At 70.7% G+C, this 16,539-nt stretch carries 16 protein-coding genes; 1 reads left to right on the top strand and 15 read right to left on the bottom strand.

Annotation, left to right across the window (positions count from 1 at the left end):
• Positions 1–15 precede the first annotated feature (15 nt).
• From FLX07_RS30230 to FLX07_RS30200, 7 genes are read right to left on the bottom strand one after another with little or no spacing between them, the layout of a single operon-like run.
• Positions 16–936 carry a succinylglutamate desuccinylase/aspartoacylase family protein gene (locus FLX07_RS30230; RefSeq protein ID WP_142575094.1) on the bottom strand — a complete coding sequence of 307 codons (921 nt, stop codon included), beginning with the start codon at positions 934–936 and terminating at the stop codon, positions 16–18.
• Complete coding sequence (locus tag FLX07_RS30225) at positions 933–1,790, bottom strand: alpha/beta fold hydrolase (RefSeq protein WP_142575093.1); 858 nt, start codon at positions 1,788–1,790, stop codon at positions 933–935. Before FLX07_RS30225 ends, FLX07_RS30230 begins: the two co-directional genes overlap by 4 nt.
• Positions 1,791–1,826: 36 nt before the next feature.
• On the bottom strand, positions 1,827–3,539 hold the full coding sequence (locus tag FLX07_RS30220) for a DUF885 domain-containing protein (protein WP_142575092.1): 1,713 nt from the start codon (positions 3,537–3,539) through the stop codon (positions 1,827–1,829).
• A gap of 16 nt (positions 3,540–3,555) precedes the next feature.
• Positions 3,556–4,749, bottom strand: coding sequence for a dipeptidase (locus FLX07_RS30215; RefSeq protein ID WP_142575091.1), 1,194 nt, complete (start codon positions 4,747–4,749; stop codon positions 3,556–3,558).
• A complete protein-coding gene (locus FLX07_RS30210; RefSeq protein ID WP_208762467.1) occupies positions 4,746–6,122 on the bottom strand; it encodes a dipeptidase in 1,377 nt (458 codons plus the stop codon). The genes FLX07_RS30215 and FLX07_RS30210 overlap by 4 nt, the downstream gene beginning before the upstream one ends.
• Positions 6,109–6,807 carry an SDR family NAD(P)-dependent oxidoreductase gene (locus tag FLX07_RS30205; RefSeq protein ID WP_208762466.1) on the bottom strand — a complete coding sequence of 233 codons (699 nt, stop codon included), beginning with the start codon at positions 6,805–6,807 and terminating at the stop codon, positions 6,109–6,111. The genes FLX07_RS30210 and FLX07_RS30205 overlap by 14 nt, the downstream gene beginning before the upstream one ends.
• A complete protein-coding gene (locus tag FLX07_RS30200) occupies positions 6,804–7,517 on the bottom strand; it encodes a creatininase family protein (protein WP_142575088.1) in 714 nt (237 codons plus the stop codon). The genes FLX07_RS30205 and FLX07_RS30200 overlap by 4 nt, the downstream gene beginning before the upstream one ends.
• A gap of 334 nt (positions 7,518–7,851) precedes the next feature.
• On the opposite strand from FLX07_RS30200, the gene FLX07_RS30195 reads away from it, so the two are divergent.
• Entirely contained in the window at positions 7,852–8,355 is a 504-nt protein-coding gene (locus tag FLX07_RS30195) for an Lrp/AsnC family transcriptional regulator (protein ID WP_167748444.1), read from the top strand.
• Between the two features lie 105 nt (positions 8,356–8,460).
• Here FLX07_RS30195 and FLX07_RS30190 read toward each other — a convergent pair whose 3' ends face one another.
• From FLX07_RS30190 to FLX07_RS30155, 8 genes are read right to left on the bottom strand one after another with little or no spacing between them, the layout of a single operon-like run.
• A complete protein-coding gene (locus FLX07_RS30190) occupies positions 8,461–9,654 on the bottom strand; it encodes a CaiB/BaiF CoA transferase family protein (protein WP_142575086.1) in 1,194 nt (397 codons plus the stop codon).
• Positions 9,651–10,892: a methylaspartate ammonia-lyase gene (locus FLX07_RS30185; protein WP_208762465.1), complete on the bottom strand. Its 1,242-nt coding sequence runs from the start codon at positions 10,890–10,892 to the stop codon at positions 9,651–9,653. The genes FLX07_RS30190 and FLX07_RS30185 overlap by 4 nt, the downstream gene beginning before the upstream one ends.
• A gap of 11 nt (positions 10,893–10,903) precedes the next feature.
• Entirely contained in the window at positions 10,904–11,728 is an 825-nt protein-coding gene (locus FLX07_RS30180) for a M55 family metallopeptidase (RefSeq protein WP_142575084.1), read from the bottom strand.
• Complete coding sequence (locus FLX07_RS30175; protein WP_142575083.1) at positions 11,725–12,675, bottom strand: glycosylasparaginase; 951 nt, start codon at positions 12,673–12,675, stop codon at positions 11,725–11,727. Before FLX07_RS30175 ends, FLX07_RS30180 begins: the two co-directional genes overlap by 4 nt.
• The gene (locus FLX07_RS30170; RefSeq protein ID WP_167748436.1) at positions 12,672–13,715 is read right to left on the bottom strand and encodes an oligopeptide/dipeptide ABC transporter ATP-binding protein; all 1,044 of its coding nucleotides are present in this window, start codon (positions 13,713–13,715) and stop codon (positions 12,672–12,674) included. Before FLX07_RS30170 ends, FLX07_RS30175 begins: the two co-directional genes overlap by 4 nt.
• Complete coding sequence (locus FLX07_RS30165) at positions 13,712–14,728, bottom strand: ABC transporter ATP-binding protein (protein WP_208762464.1); 1,017 nt, start codon at positions 14,726–14,728, stop codon at positions 13,712–13,714. Before FLX07_RS30165 ends, FLX07_RS30170 begins: the two co-directional genes overlap by 4 nt.
• Positions 14,725–15,588, bottom strand: coding sequence for an ABC transporter permease (locus tag FLX07_RS30160; protein ID WP_142575081.1), 864 nt, complete (start codon positions 15,586–15,588; stop codon positions 14,725–14,727). Before FLX07_RS30160 ends, FLX07_RS30165 begins: the two co-directional genes overlap by 4 nt.
• Positions 15,585–16,526 carry an ABC transporter permease gene (locus tag FLX07_RS30155; RefSeq protein ID WP_142575080.1) on the bottom strand — a complete coding sequence of 314 codons (942 nt, stop codon included), beginning with the start codon at positions 16,524–16,526 and terminating at the stop codon, positions 15,585–15,587. Before FLX07_RS30155 ends, FLX07_RS30160 begins: the two co-directional genes overlap by 4 nt.
• Between the last annotated feature and the right edge of the window lie 13 nt (positions 16,527–16,539).

Raw genomic sequence — 16,539 nt, 5'->3', positions numbered from 1 at the left:
CCGCCCCAGCCGGGATCAGTGCCGGGCCAGGCCCAGCAGCAGGCCGCCGGCCGATACCGCCGGACTGCTCGTCAGGAACAACGGTGTGCCCGCCTCCGGCGCCCGCACCTCGGCGAAGACCTCACCCCACACGTCGCTCATCGTTCCCAGCAGCCCGGCGGCCGGCACGGGCTCCCCCACCGCCACGGCGGGCTCCCACCAGCCCGCCCGGTCCGTGCGCAGCCAGTGCCATCCCTCGTGCAGGCGGACATCGCGCACCGGCCACGGCTCACCGTCCAGCACCCCGACGGACCTGGCGATGTTGGTCAGCCCGGCCAGGTGCCGGTCGATCGCCGCCCGGTCGAGCAGGCCGTTCTGGCCCGACTCGGCGACGATCGCCGGGATGCCGGCGTCCGCCGCGGCCGCGCACGTGCTGCCCGCCACGGTCCGCGCTACCGCGGCCTGCCTGACGACGTGCCCGGCGCCGTACGCCAGGGCGAGATCCAGCGAGGCCGCCTCGACGGGGGACTCCTCGAAGATCGTGAACGGCTCCAGCGATTCGGGCAGGTCGCCGGCGTGCATGTCGACGAGGTAGTCGGAGCCGAGGACGAACTCGGTGAAGACGTGGTGCGCGAGCACCTCCGTGAACGAGCCGTGAGGGTCGCCGGGAAAGCTCCGGTTCAGGTTCTCGCCGTCCACCGGGACGACGAACGGCGTCCTGGCCCAGAATCCCGGCACGTTCACCACGGGGACGACGACGATCCGCCCGGAGACGGCGGCGTCGTCGAGGTTCCGCACGAACTCGCGGACGGCCGCGATCGAGGCGTACTCGGCGCCGTGCACGCCGGACAGCACGGTGAGCCGCGGCCCGTCTCCGCGGCCCCGGATGTCGAAGTACGGGATGTCGAGCCCGTCCGGGCCGAGGCCGGGGATGCGGAGAGTCCGCCGCTCGATCATCGCACCGCCGTTCCGAGGTCCGGCAGCGCCTCGGCGAGGAACTGGCGCATCGTCCGCTGGAAGAGCTCCGCCTCCTCGATCTGCGGGGAGTGCCCGGACTTCTCGAAGACGACCAGCGTGGAGTTCGGGATGAGGGAGGCGATGGTCTCCGACGACGACACGGGGGTCACCCAGTCATGGCGGCCCACGGTGACGAGGGTGGGGCAGGTCACGGACGGAAGCTGCGGCTTGACGTCATAGATCGGCGCGTTGTGCTGGAAGCACCAGTTGTGCGCCTCGTGGCGGTAGATGCCGGCCTCGACCCGCGCAGCCGCCTTCGCCGGGTCGTACTCGTGGTCGTACAGCGGGATCAGTTCGGCCCAGCGGGCCTTCAGGTCGGCGTCGTCGCGGATTTCGCCGCTCCAGTAGCGCCGGTAGTTCTCCCAGTCGAGCTCCACCCGGGTCTGCCTGCGCGCGTTCTCGTGGGCGAGCTCCAGGTTGGTCCGGTCCGGTGAGGTGTCCCGCAGGATCATCGCCCGCACCCTGTCCGGGTAGGCGATCGCGTACTCCATGGCGATGAATCCGCCGTAGGAGCCACCCGCGATCACGACCGACTCGGCGCCGGCCCACTCGCGCAGCGCGTCGACGTCGGCGGCCCACTGGGCGTGCGAGTAGGGCGGGACGCCCTCGCTGAGGCCGCAGCCGCGGGCGTCGAACACCACGACGCGGAACAGGTCGGACAGCGGGCCGAAGGTCGCCTTCGGCTCCGCCAGCGAGCCGATGCCCCCGCCGCCGTGGTGGGCGATCAACACGGGGGCGCCCTCCTCGCCGAGGACCTCGACGTTGAGCCGCGCGCCATTGATATTCACGAACATGTGCACTCCTTGCTGAGGAAAAGCGGGCGCCCTGGCTCAGGCCGCCGCGGAGTCGATCCAGGCGGCCACGATCTGGTCGAGCACACCGAGGGGGACGGCGCCGTTGCCGAGCACCGTCCCGTGGAAGGCGCGGATGTCGAACCGGGATCCGAGCCGGGCCTCGGCCACGGCCCGCAGGCGGCGGATCTCTCGACGGCCGATCATGTACGCCAGCGCCTGCCCGGGCCATGCGATGTAGCGGTCGATCTCGTTGCGGACGTTGGCCCGCGTCGTCGCGGTGTTGTCCCACATGAATTCCATGGCCTGCCGCCGCGACCAGCCGAGGTGGTGCATGCCCGTGTCCACCACCAGCCGGCAGGCGCGCAGCGCGTCGAACGAGAGCATCCCCAGCCGGGCGATGTCCGAGGTGTACAGGCCCATCTCGTCGGCCAGCCGTTCGCTGTACAGGCCCCAGCCCTCGACGTACCCGCACACCTCGGCGTCCAGGAAACGCCGGTACGCCGGAAGGTCCGTCAAGGTCTGCGCGGAGGCGATCTGCAGGTGGTGGCCGGGCGTGCTCTCGTGGAAGGCCAGCGCCTCGTACTCGTACACGAAGCGTTCCTTCGGGTCGGCCGTGAGGACGCAGTGGGCGCCGGGCCGGGACCCGTCGCCCGCCGGCGGCCGGTAGTGGGCGAGCGCGGCGTTGCCCGCCTCGATCGGGTTGATCTCCTCGATGACGCAGTCGGCGATGTCGTACGCCGGGAACCAGTCGTCGCGCGCCTCCTCGGCCCGGCGCAGCGCGTCGGTCACCACGTCGACGATCTCGCCGGCCGAGCCGAACCGCAACGAGGGATCGTCCCGCAGCCGGGACAGGATCTCGCCCACGTCGCTCGTGCCGAGCACCCGGCCGCCCAGCTCGGCCCATTCCTGTCTCAGCTCCGCGAGACAGTCGAGGCCGATCTGATGGATCTCCTCCGGAGACAGGTCCGTGGTGGTGTGGCGCCGCACCGCGGCCCGGTAGCCCTCCTCGCCACCGGGGACGAAGCGGACGCCGACCCGCTCGTCGGGCCGGGCCACGGGCAGCAACTCGTCCCGGAGGCCGGCGAGCAGGCGCCGGAGCGCGGGGCGGACGGACTCCTCGACGATGTTGGACGCGCGCGCCCTGACGCTCCCCTCGTCGACGCCGGCCGGCAGCCGGAGGCCGAGCAGGGTGTCGTCGGCCAGGCTCAGCGAAAGGTGCCCGGTGAGCTGGTCGATGGCCTGGCCGACGCCGACACGGGTGGGGATGCGCCCGTCCTCCTTGGCCGCCCGATAGCGGTCGAGGATCGCGTCGACGAACGCGGGCAGGGCGGTGAGCCGCCGGAGGTACTGGTCGACGGCCGCGGCGTCGGAGAGGGACGCGGCCGGGACCGACATGAACATCATCGCCTGCGGTGAGGAGTAGCCGTCCGCGGACGCCCCCGTCTCCCACAGCCCGTGCTCCAGATCGGACCGCACGCCCCAGGCGAGGCGGCCGAGCACCGCGTGGTTGATCCGGTCGGCCGGGTTCAGGCCGCCGGGGTCGATCTCCGCCAGCCGCCGCTCGATGTCCGCGATCTTCGCGGCGTCGGCGGCGGAGCCGGAGCGGCTGGGGTCGGGTACCAGCCCGTCGAAGCCCGAGACGCCGAGCAGCGTGGCGCTGAAGGGGTCGGCGGTGTGCTTCACCTGGAAGAACTCGTCGCTGAGCCGGGCGAGCCGGTCGTCCGCCGGGGGCTGGTCGTCGGGAATCACTGATCCTCTTCCATCGCTAGGCCCAGATCCGCTTGAGCGCCCGGAGGATGTTGCCGCCGAGCACGGCCGTGATCTCGCTGTCGGAGAACCCCTCCTGCACGAGCAGGCCGCAGATGTTGTGGAAGTTCTCGGTCGGGTTCTCCAGCCCGTCGACGTACTCCACCTTCTCGAAGGAGGGGCCGCCGGGCGCCGCGGCGCCCACCTTGAGCAGGTGCCCGAAGACGGTGTGCAAACCGACGTGGTCGCCGTAGAGGGTGTCCGGCCCGAACGCGACGTGCTCGATGCCGACCAGGTCCAGGCAGTACCGGAAGTGGTCCATCACCGACAGGATGGTGTGCCGCGGATGGGCCTCGGACAACGTCGTGTGGGGCGCCGCCGACATCCCGATGACTCCGCCCGTCTCGGCGACAGCGCGCAGGACGTCGTCCGGCTTCATCCGCGGCGTGTCCCAGACCGCACGCGCTCCGGCGTGGGTCATGAACACCGGGCGCTCGCTCACGGCGCAGACGTCCAGGCCGGTCCGGTCGGAGGAGTGCGAGATGTCTATGGCCAGGCCGAGCCTGTTCATCCTGGCGACCGCGCGCCTGCCGAAGTCGGTCAGCCCGCCGTCGGTGGTCTCGTTCAGGCCGCTGCCGAGGGCGTTGGCGTCGGAGTAGGCGATGCCGATCTGCCGGAGGCCGAGGCCGTACAGGACGTCGAGCCGATCGATCTCGTTCTCGATCGGCGTCGCCGCCTCCAGGCCGAAGAGCAGCCCCACCTTGCCCGACCGGTGCGCGTCCTCGATGTCGTCCATCGTCCGGATCACGATCACGTCGGACTGGTGGGCGACGTCTGCCTGGCGCATGCCGAGGTCGGTGATGATGTCGAGCCAGCGCCACGGGGCGTTGCCGGTGACGCAGGCGGTGCCGTCCATCATGTTGTCGAACACCACGGTCATGCCCGACGCGAGGAGCCCGGCGAACGCGGTGTGCTGGCGTCCGGTCCTGTTGTACTCCGGCGTCTGCCGCATGTCCGCGGGGAACCGGACGGGATGGTCGTGCAGGCTGACCACGACGTTGTCCCGCAGCAGCCGCTCGGCCCGTTCCCGCTCCTGCTCGCTCAGGCCGCCGGCGTACGGCGGCACGCGGCCGAACTCGGGGGCCAGCTCGATGTCCGGGAAGTCGACGCCGGGCGTGAGGTAGCCGTACGACTCGTAGGCGCCCGCGGTCACCGCGTGCCGTCCCCGCGGACCGGCGCCAGCCGGTGCGGCCCGTCGGCGAGCAGCCGCCACAGCCGCTCCCAGGCGCGCATCCCCTCGCGCAGCCGGGAGATCCGCATGAACTCGTTCGGCGCGTGCAGGTTCTCGTCGGCGGTCGAGAAGGAGAAGAACAGGGTCTTCGCGCCGAGGACCTCCTCGAACAGGGCCGTCGCGGGCAGCGTCCCCGCGATGACGGCCAGCAGGACGTCCTGGTCCGGGTAGACGTGCGCGAGCGCCTCGGTGGCGGCGCGGATCGCCGGGTGGCCGGCCGGGATCGTGTACGCGGGCACCCCGCCCTCGTCGGGGCGGACGGCGACGCGGACGCCGGGGATCTTCTGGGCGAGCACATGGTCGGTGATCGCCTGGAGCACCCGTTCCGGGCGCTGGCCCGGCACGAGACGGCAGGAGATGTGGGCGGTCGCGACGTGCGGGATCACCGTGTACTTGCCTCCGGCCAGTACGCCGTTGATCTCGAGGGTGGGACGCTCCCACAGCCGCTCCAGCGTGCTGTAGCCGGCCTCGCCGAAGAGGCCGTCGAGACCCAGGTCGTCCCGGTAGCGGTCCTCGTCGAACGGCACCGCCGCGATGGCGGCGCGACGCTCGTCGCTCAGCTCGGGGATCCCGTCGTAGAAGCCGTCGACCGCGACCCGGCCGTCGGGCGCGTGCAGGCCGGCCAGGATCTCGCTCAGGGCGTGCACGGGGTTGGCGACGGTGCCGCCGTAACGCCCGGAGTGCAGGTCGGTGGCGGCGCCGCTGACCTCGACGTCGAGCGTCACCAGGCCCTTGGACGCGATGGACAGCGAGGGCTCGCTCGGCCGCCACATCGCCCCGTCGGCCGAGATGACCAGGTCGGCCGCGAGTTCGTCCGCATGCTCGCGCAGGTAGGCGGGAAGGTGGGGGCTGCCGATCTCCTCCTCCCCCTCGAAGAGGAACTTGACGTTCAGCGGCAGCGCGCCTTCCTGCTCGATGAACGCCTGCGCCACCTTGAGCACGATGAAGACCGGGCCCTTGTCGTCGGTGACCCCGCGCCCGCGCATCACGTCGCCGTCGACGCTCAGCTCGAACGGCGGGGTACGCCACTCGGCGAGATCGCCGGTCGGCTGCACGTCGTAGTGGCCGTAGACCAGGATGGTGGGAGCGCCGGGCGCCCCGAGCCACTCGCCCCGGACGACGGGGTGACCCGCCGTGTCGACGACCCGGCCGCCGGCGAAGGACAACTGGGCCGCGAGCCATCGGGCCGCGGTCCGCATGGTCTCCGGGGTGGCGTCCCGGCTCACGCTGGGCACCGCGACGTAGCCGGCGAGCTCGTCGAGGTAGGCGGCGTCGGTCGAATCAAAAGAGAGCATGTCCACCATCAATCGAGAGGGTCTGACCGGTGATCCAGGATGAGGATTCGGAGACGAAGAACCGGACGCCGTGCGCGATGTCTTCGGACCGGCCGAGCCGGCGTACGGCGATGCCTTCGACGAGCGCGGCCTGGCCCTGCTCGCCGTAGCTCTCCCACTGCTCGATCGTCGTGGGATTGGACAGGACGAACCCCGGCGCGATGCAGTTGACCGTGATGCCGAACCGCCCCAGCTCGTGCGCCATCTGACGGGTGAAGCCGATCTGCCCGGCCTTCGCGCTGGCGTACGCCTGGATGCCGGTCAGGCTGACGCTGCGGCCCGCACCCGACGAGATGTTCACGATGCGGCCGAAGCCGCGCCGCTTCATGCCCGGCACCGCCGCCCTGGTGCACAGGAAGGTGCTGGTCAGGTTGGCCGCGACCACGGCGGACCAGTCCTCGTCGCTGATCTCCTCCAGAGGGTGGTGGACCTGGCCGACCACCCCGCCGGCGTTGTTGACCAGGATGTCGACGTCGCCGATCTCGGCGAAGAAGGCGTCGACCGCGGACGAGTCTGTGACGTCCACCGTGTCCTTGTCGACGCCGTGCACCCGGGCCCCGTCCGCCTCGAGCGCGGCGGCGATGGCCGCCCCGATCCCGTGTGCCGTGCCGGTGACGACGGCGACCCTGCCCCTGGCTGCTGTCACTGGTCGAGCCATCCCTTCTCGAGCAGCTCGCGGACCTCGGCCACGCCGGCGTCCCACACGACCTGCATGTCCTCGTCGCTGCGCTGGTAGGCCCCGCCCAGGCTGCCGTCCGGGGACAGCTCCCTCATCTCGCGCGCGGTCACGTTGTCCGCCAGCGACCTCGGCAGGACCGGCGCGCTGCCGCCGGGGATCTCGGCGCCGTCGACCCTGGTCCAGGCGAAGTTCTCCAGCCAGGAGCCGTGGAACTGGTCGTCGTCGAACCGGGACGCGGCCTCCGCCGTCTTCGGCGCGTTGTACCAGCTGTGGAACAGCACCTCCACCCGTTCGGCGCGCGGCAGGCACACCCATTCGCGGATGAGGCCGGCGACGGGAGCGTTGCCGCCGTGGCCGTTGACCACCGCGATCCGCCGGAACCCCTGGGAGGCCAGGCAGTCCAGCAGGTCGCGGATCACCTCGATGTAGGTGCTCATGCGCAGGCTCATGCTGCCCGGGTACTCCACGAAGTACGGCGCCATGCCGAACGGCAGGACCGGCAGGACCGGCACGCCGAGCGGCTCCGCCGCTTCCACCGACACACGCTCGGCCAGTAAGGCGTCCGTCCCGAGCGAGAGATACCCGTGCTGCTCGGTCGACCCGACCGGGAGCACGATGCGATCGTCGCGTTGGAGGTAGTCGGCGATCTGCATCCAGTTGCTGTCGAAGACCCGCACCGGTCCTCACACTCCGTTCGATGTGCGAAGTGAAACCAATGTCGACCTTAGGAGTGGTCAACTGTAAGGGAAGTTGCGTCTCATACTAACCATTTGCCCCGCAAATACCAGCCGTCCACTGCAAACGCATTCGGATCGCCTGTCGCCTCGGGTGTTCGCCCCGGGATGTGGCACCTGTCGTACGGGTGACTCCGGCGGCGGTGCTCTTTCCGTGCTCTTTCCGTGTCCCCGGCGGGGTAGCCTTCCCGCCATGCCCCCTCGCCGCCGCTCCCCTGCTTCGCACGCCCCGGCTGCTTCACATACCTCGGCCACTCCCCTGCGTGCTCTCGCCGACGTGCCCGTCCCTGTGCCTCCGGTTCCGCTCGACGACGTGGACCGGCAGATACTCGTCCTGCTCAGCCAGGACTCCAGGCGCTCGCAGCGGGCGCTCGCCCGCGAGCTCGGAATGTCCGCCCCCGCGGTCGGAGAACGCATCGCGCGTCTGGAACGTCTTGGCGTGATCCAGGGGTACGGCGTGCGCGTGAACTGGAGCGCCGTGGGCTATCCGATGACGGTGTACCTGATCATCACGGCCGTCCAGGGCTACCAGCAGCAGGACCTCGTCGAGCAGCTCGCCCTGATACCCGAGCTGGAAGGGCTCGACATCGTCACCGGTGCCATGGACATGCTCGCCCGGCTCCGGGTGCGTGATCACCAGCATCTGCGGCAGCTGCTCATGGACTGCATCTGGCAGATCGAGGGCGTGCAGCGCACGGAGACCGCGCTGAGCCTGGTGGAGATAGAGCCGAAGAACCTGGTGGCCGATCTGCTGTCGGCCCCGTCCGGTGAGCCGGCCTGAGCGGTCCGGCCGGCTCACCGGGGATCGTGTGGGGGGTCCGTGCGCCCGAAGGCGTTTTCGGGGGCGGGTCACGGACCTCGCGGCGGCGTGGCCATCTGGGAGGCCTCAGTCCCGGCGATCGGCGGCGCGCAGCCGCTCGATGCGTTCCGCGTCGTACCCGAGCACCTCGCCCAGGACGTAGCCGGCGTCCTCGTCGCGCCGGGGAGCACGCGCGTGGGCGCGTTGCTCCGCACCCACCCGCAGCGGGCTCGCGACCTGCCGCACGGTGCCGAAGTAGGGATGCTCGGTCTCGACGACCATGCCCCGGGCGACGGTGTGCGGATCCCGCAGGGCCTGCGCCACGGTGTTCACCGGCCCGCACGGCACCCCGGCCGACCGCAGCAGGCCCAGCCAGTGCTCGCTCGTGCCGGTGGCGAACACCGCCTCGAGCTCGGCCAGCAGGGCCTCGGCGTTCTCCCGCCGCGCGGCGAAGTCCCGGTATCGGGGGTCGTCCGGCCACTCCGGATGCCCGAGGGCCCCGGCGAGCCGGCGGAAGAACTTCTCCTTCGGGCAGGCGACCACCAGCCAGCCGTCTCCCGTCGGGAAGGCCTGGAAGGGGACGAGCGACGGATGAGCGGAGTGGTGGGTGCGCCTGGGCTCGAAGTCGCCGTTGAGCTGCCAGGCGGCCGGGTAGGTCAGCATGGAGATCGCCGTGTCGAACAGGCTGACGTCGCAGTCGGCGCCGACGCCGTCGCGCCGCGCGGCGTGCAGCGCGGCCAGGATGGACGCCGCCGCCACCAGCCCGCCCGAGTAGTCCACGAGCGACAGCCCGGACTTGGTGGGCGGTCCGCCGGGCTCGCCGGTGAGGTCCATCCAGCCGGCCATGCCCTGCAGCACGTAGTCGTAACCGGGTTCGGCGCTGCGCGGCCCGGTCATGCCGAACCCGCTGAGCGAACTGCACACGATCGCCGGGTTGAGATGCTTGAGGTCGTCGTAGCGGATCCCCAGCTTGGCCGGGACGTCCCCCCGCAGGTTCGAGTGCACCACGTCGCTGACCTTGACCAGGTCCTCGAACACGGCGCGGCCCTCGGGCGTGGAGATGTCGAGGCTGAGGCTGCGCTTGTTGCGGTTGAACGTCTCGAAGAACAGGCTGTCCTCGCCGTGCTGCTCGGGAACGACGTACCTCCCGATGTCACCGCCGGTCGACGGGTCCTCGATCTTGATGACCTCGGCTCCCAGGTCCGCCAGATGCACGCTCCCGAACGGCCCCGCGCCGTACTGCTCGATCGCGATGATCCTGACATCCTCCAGCGGCCTCACGGCAGGACCGGCTCTCGGCGTGCCGCGGCGATCGCCGCCACCCGTGCCATCTCGTTTCCCACGATCATCAGTCCCTCGTCCACTCCCATTCCGGGCTTGGCCAGCACCTGTCCCGCACCGCACGCCATGGCGACGTTGGCGGTGACCTGCGCCGAGCGGTCCGTCTCGTTGCACGTGCCGCCGCAGTACGCGACAAGTCCGCGGTCGCGCACCAGCAGCAGCGCCTCGATCGTGTTGTCGATGCCGCCGAGGTCCGGTGTCTTGACGTGGATCACGTCGGCCGCGCCCCGGTCGACGAACATCTCGATGTCCTCAAGGGTGTTGCACCACTCGTCGACGGCGATCTTCACCCGTGCGTCCAGCCGCCGCAGGGCGGACCGCAGCCGGACGTACGTCTCGATCTGGGCCTCCCGGCTCCCGGCGTCGACGGGATGCTCGACCACCAGCTCGTACGGGGCCGCGATCTCCCCGAGACGGGCGAGATAGGCGGCGACCGCGCCGACGTCGCCGTCGAAGGCAAGGCCCACGGTGCCGTAGGTGTCGACGTGCAACCGGGGCGTGTACGCGCTGTCCGGGCGCAGCTCCCCGATCCTCTTCACCAGCCACCGCAGGTAGTCCTCGAGGAGTTCGCCACCCCGGCCCAGCTTGGTGTCGACGTTGTTGATCAGAGCGTGCGGAAGGACGTCCACCTGTTTGAGGATCATCTTCTCGGCGTTGGCGTACCGGTCGTCGCCGGTCTGCGCGAACATCGGCACCGGTTCCAGATCGACGCCGGTCGCGTATTCGTCACGCACGACCTCGGCCATGGTGAGCCGCCGGCTCTGCGCGACGGCGTCGAGCACCGCCTGGGTCACGCCGTACCGGATGGCCGTGTGCAACGGACCGGAGGTCGTACGGCATGCGTCCACCCGCCCGGCCAGCTCGCGGAACGAGCCGAGCTCCGCGCCGGCCAGCATCGGGACGAGGTGCTCCTCGACGTCCCGGCGCGCCGCCGCGGCGCTGAAGAGCGGGTCGCGGCCGCCGGCACCGCTGTACTGCACCGCCGCGCAGTCGCCGTGGGCCACGGAGCCGTCTTCGAGGAGCAGCATGACCGACAGCGCCTCGCCCGCCTGCCGGATGGCGGAGAACCCGGGCGTGATCGGGGCGCCCGCGTAGGCGAAGCCGTCGTGCTCGGCACCGGCCCTGATCGCCGCCTGGTCGTCGGCGAAGAAGCCGGTGCGAACCGGCTGCGTGAGCACGTTGACTATCCTCATTCGACCAGCCCCCGGCACAGCAGCACGACAGTGATGAACGTCTGATAGATCCACAGCGGGTCGTCTCCGACGATGACCGCCGACAGGTCCCCGGTCCGCTCGACTCCGGCGATCCTGGCGGCCAGCTCGCAGTAGTCGCTGCTGCGGAAGGACATGCCGAGCGTGACCGGGAGGCCGATGGACGGCGGCGCCGCGCCCGGCAGGTGCTCGACGGCCTCGCGCGCCCGCTCCCGGATCAGGTCCCTCGCGGCCTCCGGGTGCAACGCCTCGGCGGAGAACCGGGACACCGACCGCTTCACGACCGCGGACTTGATTCCCGGGCAGAACCGCTCGGTCTCCTCGGCGGTCGTCGCGTCGCCGGTGACCAGCACGATCGGCACCTGGTACGCCGCCGCCACGAGCGCGTTGATGCCCGCCTCACCGGCGACGGCACCGTTGATCTTCACCTCGGCGAACGCCGACGGGAAGTAGGTGTGCGACAGGACCGAGCCCCTGCTGCCCATCGATCCGTGATACGAGACCAGGAAGATCGCGTCGAAGCTCGGGTCGAGCCCCTGCATCATGTACATCGGCTTGTACCGGCCGGACAGATAGCCGGCACGTCCGGCGAGTGCGTCCGGTTTCAGGTTCGCCATCTTCGAGTGCGCGTCGTTCACCAGGAACTCCGTGGCGCCCGCCCGCATCGCGCCCTCGATGGCGGCGTTGATCTCGCCCGTCAGCAGCTCGGTGTAGTACGGGTACTGCGACCCGCCGATGACGCACTGGTCCCAGTCCACCACGCCGGCGGTCCCCTCCATGTCGGAGGAGATGAAGATTTTCACGACAGCACGCTCCTCGGGTGGGACTCCGGTCCGGTCGAGCTCTCGGTCATCACCACGTAGTACGAGCCGGCCTGTCCCGCCGCCGCGCCGTGCCGGCCGTCCGGCGTGAGGGCGAGACAGCGCAGCTCGGCACGGAACTCGTCGGGCAGGGTGGCCGCATCGGCGAGCATCGCCAGGCACGCCGCCGAGGGGTCGAGCCCGCGCGCGATGTCCGCGACGATGCCCCGGGCGCCGAGGACCCGCATGCTCAGCTCTCCCCGGCCCGTGCAGGCGGCGCCTCCGTACCGCGCGTCGGCGTAGTTTCCCGCGCCCGGAACGGCGGAGTCCCCGATACGCCCCGGGTACTTCCAGGGGTAGCCGCTGGTGGACACGCCCACGACGAGCTCGCCCGAGGCGTCGAGGGCGATGATGTTGATGGTCCCCCAGGGCCCGTCGTGCGGGGCGAAGCGGTTGACGAGGTCGAGCGCGGTCCGGCGGTACAGCTCGTCGCCGGCCTGCGCCGCGGTCCGCTCGCCTTCGACGGACTCGTCCGAGGGCTGGAGTGCCGACAGGAACAGCTTCGTGGACTCCTCGGTCAGCAGCTCCGCGCGGGCGAATCCGTTCTCCTCGGCGAACAGCTCGGCGCCCTCGCCGACGAGGAGGCTGTGCTGGGGCAGCCGCTCCAGGACGGCCCGGGCGATGGAGACGGGGTTGGGGAATCCCTTCACCGCGCCGACGGCGCCGAACGCCCTCGTCGAGCCGACCATCACCGACGCGTCGAGCTCCACCACACCCTGGGCGTTCGGCAGCCCGCCGGTCCCGACGTAGTGGTCGTCCAGGTTGTCCTCGCATCTGCGCAGACCGGCCTCGACCGCGTCCAGGGCGGAGCCGCCGCGGGCGAGTGTCTCCATGGCGGCGGGCAGGCCGGCCTCGCTCCGCTCGCTGCCGATGACGATCGGACCGCTCACGCGATCACTCCTTCAGGGTGGTGGGTCATGTGCACGCAGGCGGCGCGTCTGCGTGCGTCGCGGGGATCGGCGAGCAGCGGCGGCTCGGCGGCGCACGCGGCGACGACCGACGGGCACCGGTCCGCGAAGCGGCAGGGCTGGGTCCCGTCGCGTGCCGCGGACCGCGCGACCTCCTCCCTCACGGGACCGAGGTCGCCGGTCCGCTCCGCCTCCGCCTCCGCCTCCACTGGGCCCCCCGCGCCGGCCAGGCGGGGAACCGAGCCGATGAGCAGCCGGGTGTACGGATGCGCCGGATCGTCGAACAGGGTGGCGGTGGCCCCGGTCTCGACGATGCGGCCCCGGTACATCACCGCCGTGCGTTCGCAGATCTGCCGCACGACCGCCATGTTGTGCGAGACGAAGATGACCGACAGGTGGAGCGTCTCCTTGAGGTCGGCCAGCAGGTTGATGATGGTGGCCTGGACCGACACGTCGAGGGCGGACACCGGTTCGTCCGCCACCAGCACGGCTGGCTCCAGCGCCAGCGCCCGCGCGATGCCGACGCGCTGCCGCTGCCCGCCCGAGAACTGTCGCGGGCGCTGGCCCAGGGCGCTTTCTGGCAGGCCGACCAGGTGCATCAGCTCGCGGTTGCGCGCGTCCACCTTGTTCCGCGGGACCAGCTTGTGGAACCGGAGCAGCTCCGAGAGCATCTGCCCGACCGTCATCCGCGGGTTCAGCGAGCTGTAGGGGTCCTGGAAGACCATCTGGATCGCGCGCTGCTGTGCCCGGGTGCGTCTCTCCGGCAGGACCTCGCCCTCGTAGTTGATCGTGCCCGCCGTCGGGCGGTACAGGCCGACGATGGTGCGCGCGAGGGTCGACTTGCCGCAGCCCGACTCGCCGACGAGGCCCAGCGTCTCCCCCTTGTGCAGCACCAGGTCCACGCCGTCGACGGCGCGGTTCACCACCGGCTTCTTCCGGAAGAGCCGGTCGGTCACCGCGACGGGAGGGGTGAAGTGCCGGGCCAGGCCCTCGATCGAGAGAATCTCGTCAGCCGCCGTCACCGCGTGCTCCCCGCTTCTTCCTCGGCCATCGCATTCCACCGCTCCGCCGTGTCCACGCGCCGGCAGGCGCTCAGTCTCCCCGTTCCGGCAGGCACCGGCTCCGGCTCCCCCGCTCGGCAGGCGTCCTCGGCGAACGGGCATCGGGGGGCGAAGGAGCAGCCGGTCAGAGGCTGGGTGAGGTCGGGCGGCCGGCCGTGGATGGTCAGCAGCCGGGCCACGCGCCGGTCCGGGTCGGGCACCGACCGGAGCAGGGAGAAGGTGTACGGATGCCGGGGCTCGGTCACCAGGTCGACCAGGTCGCCGGACTCGACGACCTTGCCGGCGTACATGACGTACAGCCGCGAGCAGGTCTGGCTGACCACGGCCAGGTCGTGGCTGACCAGCAGCAGGCCGACGTGCTCCTCCTGCTTGAGCTGCCGCAGGACGCCGAGGACCTGGGCCTGGATCGTCACGTCCAAGGCTGTCGTCGGCTCGTCGGCGAGGATGAGCCGGGGCTTGGTGGACAGCGCGATCGCGATGCAGACACGCTGGCGCATCCCGCCCGACAGCTGGTGCGGATACAGCTCGTACCGGCGCTCGGGATCGGCTATCCCGACCTCTCTCATGAGGTCGACGGCGATCGCCCTGGCCTCGCCGCGCGACTTGCCGAGCCTGCGCAGCGGCGCCTCGGCGATCTGGTCGCCCACGCGCATGACCGGGTTCAGCGCCGTCAGCGAGTCCTGGAAGATCATGCTCATCGTGTCGGCCAGCCGGCGCCGCAGTCGCTTGGCCGGCAGCCCGGTGACGTCCTCGCCGTCGATGAGGATGGTTCCCGAGACGATCCGCGCCGGGCGGGGCAGCAGTCCGAGCAGCGCGCGCAGGGTGAGGCTCTTGCCCGAGCCGGACTCGCCGACCAGCCCCACCGACTCGGCCGCGCCCACCGTGAGGGACACGCCGCGGACCGCGTGCAGTCGTGCGTGCGGCATGGGGATGTCGACGTGCAGGTCGTGCACCTCTAGCAGCGGAGGGGTCATTGGTTCGCCTTCTCCACGATGCCGTCCGCGATCAGCGCCAGCGCGAGTCCCGTGACGACGACGGCCAGGCCCGGGATCGTGGCCATGTACCACTTGGTCAAGATGAACTGCTGACCTTCCTGGATCATGGTTCCCCAGTCGGGGGTCGGCGGCGGCACGCCGAGGCCGAGGAAGCCGAGGGTCACGATGGCCAGCAGGGTGAGCACGATGTCGCTCATCGAGAAGATGATCGCCTGCAGGACGACGTTCGGCAGCAGGTGCCGGAGCAGGATCCGCCACGTCGGCAGCCCGCTGGCCCGCGCCGCCATGGCGTACTCCTGCTCCTTGGCGACCAGGACCTGACCACGGACGATGCGGCAGTACGCCACCCACCCGACCAGGGTGACCGCGACGTAGATGCTGGTCGTCCCCGGCCCCATCGCGAAGACCAGCGCGATGACCAGGACCAGGAACGGGAACGCGATCACCATGTCCACGATCCGGCCGATGACGGCGTCCACCCATCCGCCGAACCATCCCGCGACCAGCCCGATCAGGCTGCCGATGATCAGCGGCGAGATGACCGCCACCACGCCGACCCGCAGGTCGACGCGGGCTCCGTAGAGCAGCCGGGCCAGCACGTCGCGCCCGAGCGCGTCGGTGCCGAGCAGGTGGCCCTTCGCGCCGGGGTCGAGGAAGGCGGCCTGGAGGTTCTGCTTGATCGGATCCTGGCTCGTCAGCAGGGGCGCGCAGAGCGCGAGGGCGACGATCAGGCCGAACAGGATCAGCCCGGCGACGAGCGGCGCGTTCCACCGTCCACGCCGGCGGCGGCCGCCGGAACCCGCCGGCACGGCGGGGCCCGCGGTGGCGACCGCGCTCATGTGAGCTGAACCCGGGGATCGAGGGCGGAGTGCGCCACGTCGGTCAACAGGTTCACGACGACGACCATGATCGCGAAGACCAGAGTGATTCCCTGCACGGTGGGGAAGTCCCTTCCGAAAATGGAATTGATCATCTGCTGTCCGATGCCGGGGAGCGAGAAGACCCGTTCGACCACCAGCGTCGATCCCGTGAGATAGGCGATGTTGACGCCCAGGACGGTGACCGACGAGACGGCGGCGTTGCGCAGGGCGTGTCCGAGCACCACCCGCGCGGTGCTGATCCCCTTGCTGTGCGCCGTCACGATGTAGTCGCTGCTCAGCACCTCGATCATGCTGGCGCGCAGGCTGCGGATCACGATCGGCGCGAGCGTCAGGGCGACCGTGATGCCCGGCAGCACGATGCCGCGCAGGTGCTCGCCCAGGCTGTCGCCGTACCCCCCGACCGGGAACCAGCCCAGCTTCAGTCCGAAGACCAGGATGAGCACGATGCCCAGCAGGAACGCCGGCAACCCCAGACCCACGACCGGCACCGCCCGGATGATGTTGTCGGCGACCCCGTTGCGCCGCGCCGCGGCCAGGACGGCCAGCGGTACGGCGATCAGCAGCGTGAAGAAGGTGCCCGAGACCAGCAGCCAGATCGTCACCGGCAGACTGGTCCCGATCAGTCCCAGGACCGAGCTGTTGTACACGTAGGAGAATCCGAGGTTGCCCTGCAGCAGGTGGCCCAGGAACGTCAGATACTGGCTCAGCAGTGGCTTCTCGAGCCCCATCTGATCGCGCAGTTCCTTGACCGCCTCCGGGGTGGCGTGCACGCCGAGCAGGGTCGCCGCCGGGTCTCCCGGGATCAGCCGGATCAGGAAGAAGACGATGAACGAGATCCCGAGCAGCACCGGGATCAGTGACACCACCCGTTTCAGGATGTAGACGAGATACCTCATCGTTGCTCGCGCT

Source organism: Microbispora bryophytorum (assembly GCF_006874465.1).
GTDB lineage: Bacteria > Actinomycetota > Actinomycetes > Streptosporangiales > Streptosporangiaceae > Microbispora > Microbispora bryophytorum.
Note: the sequence above shows the minus strand (reverse complement) of the source record. Positions and strands in the feature narration are given on the sequence as shown.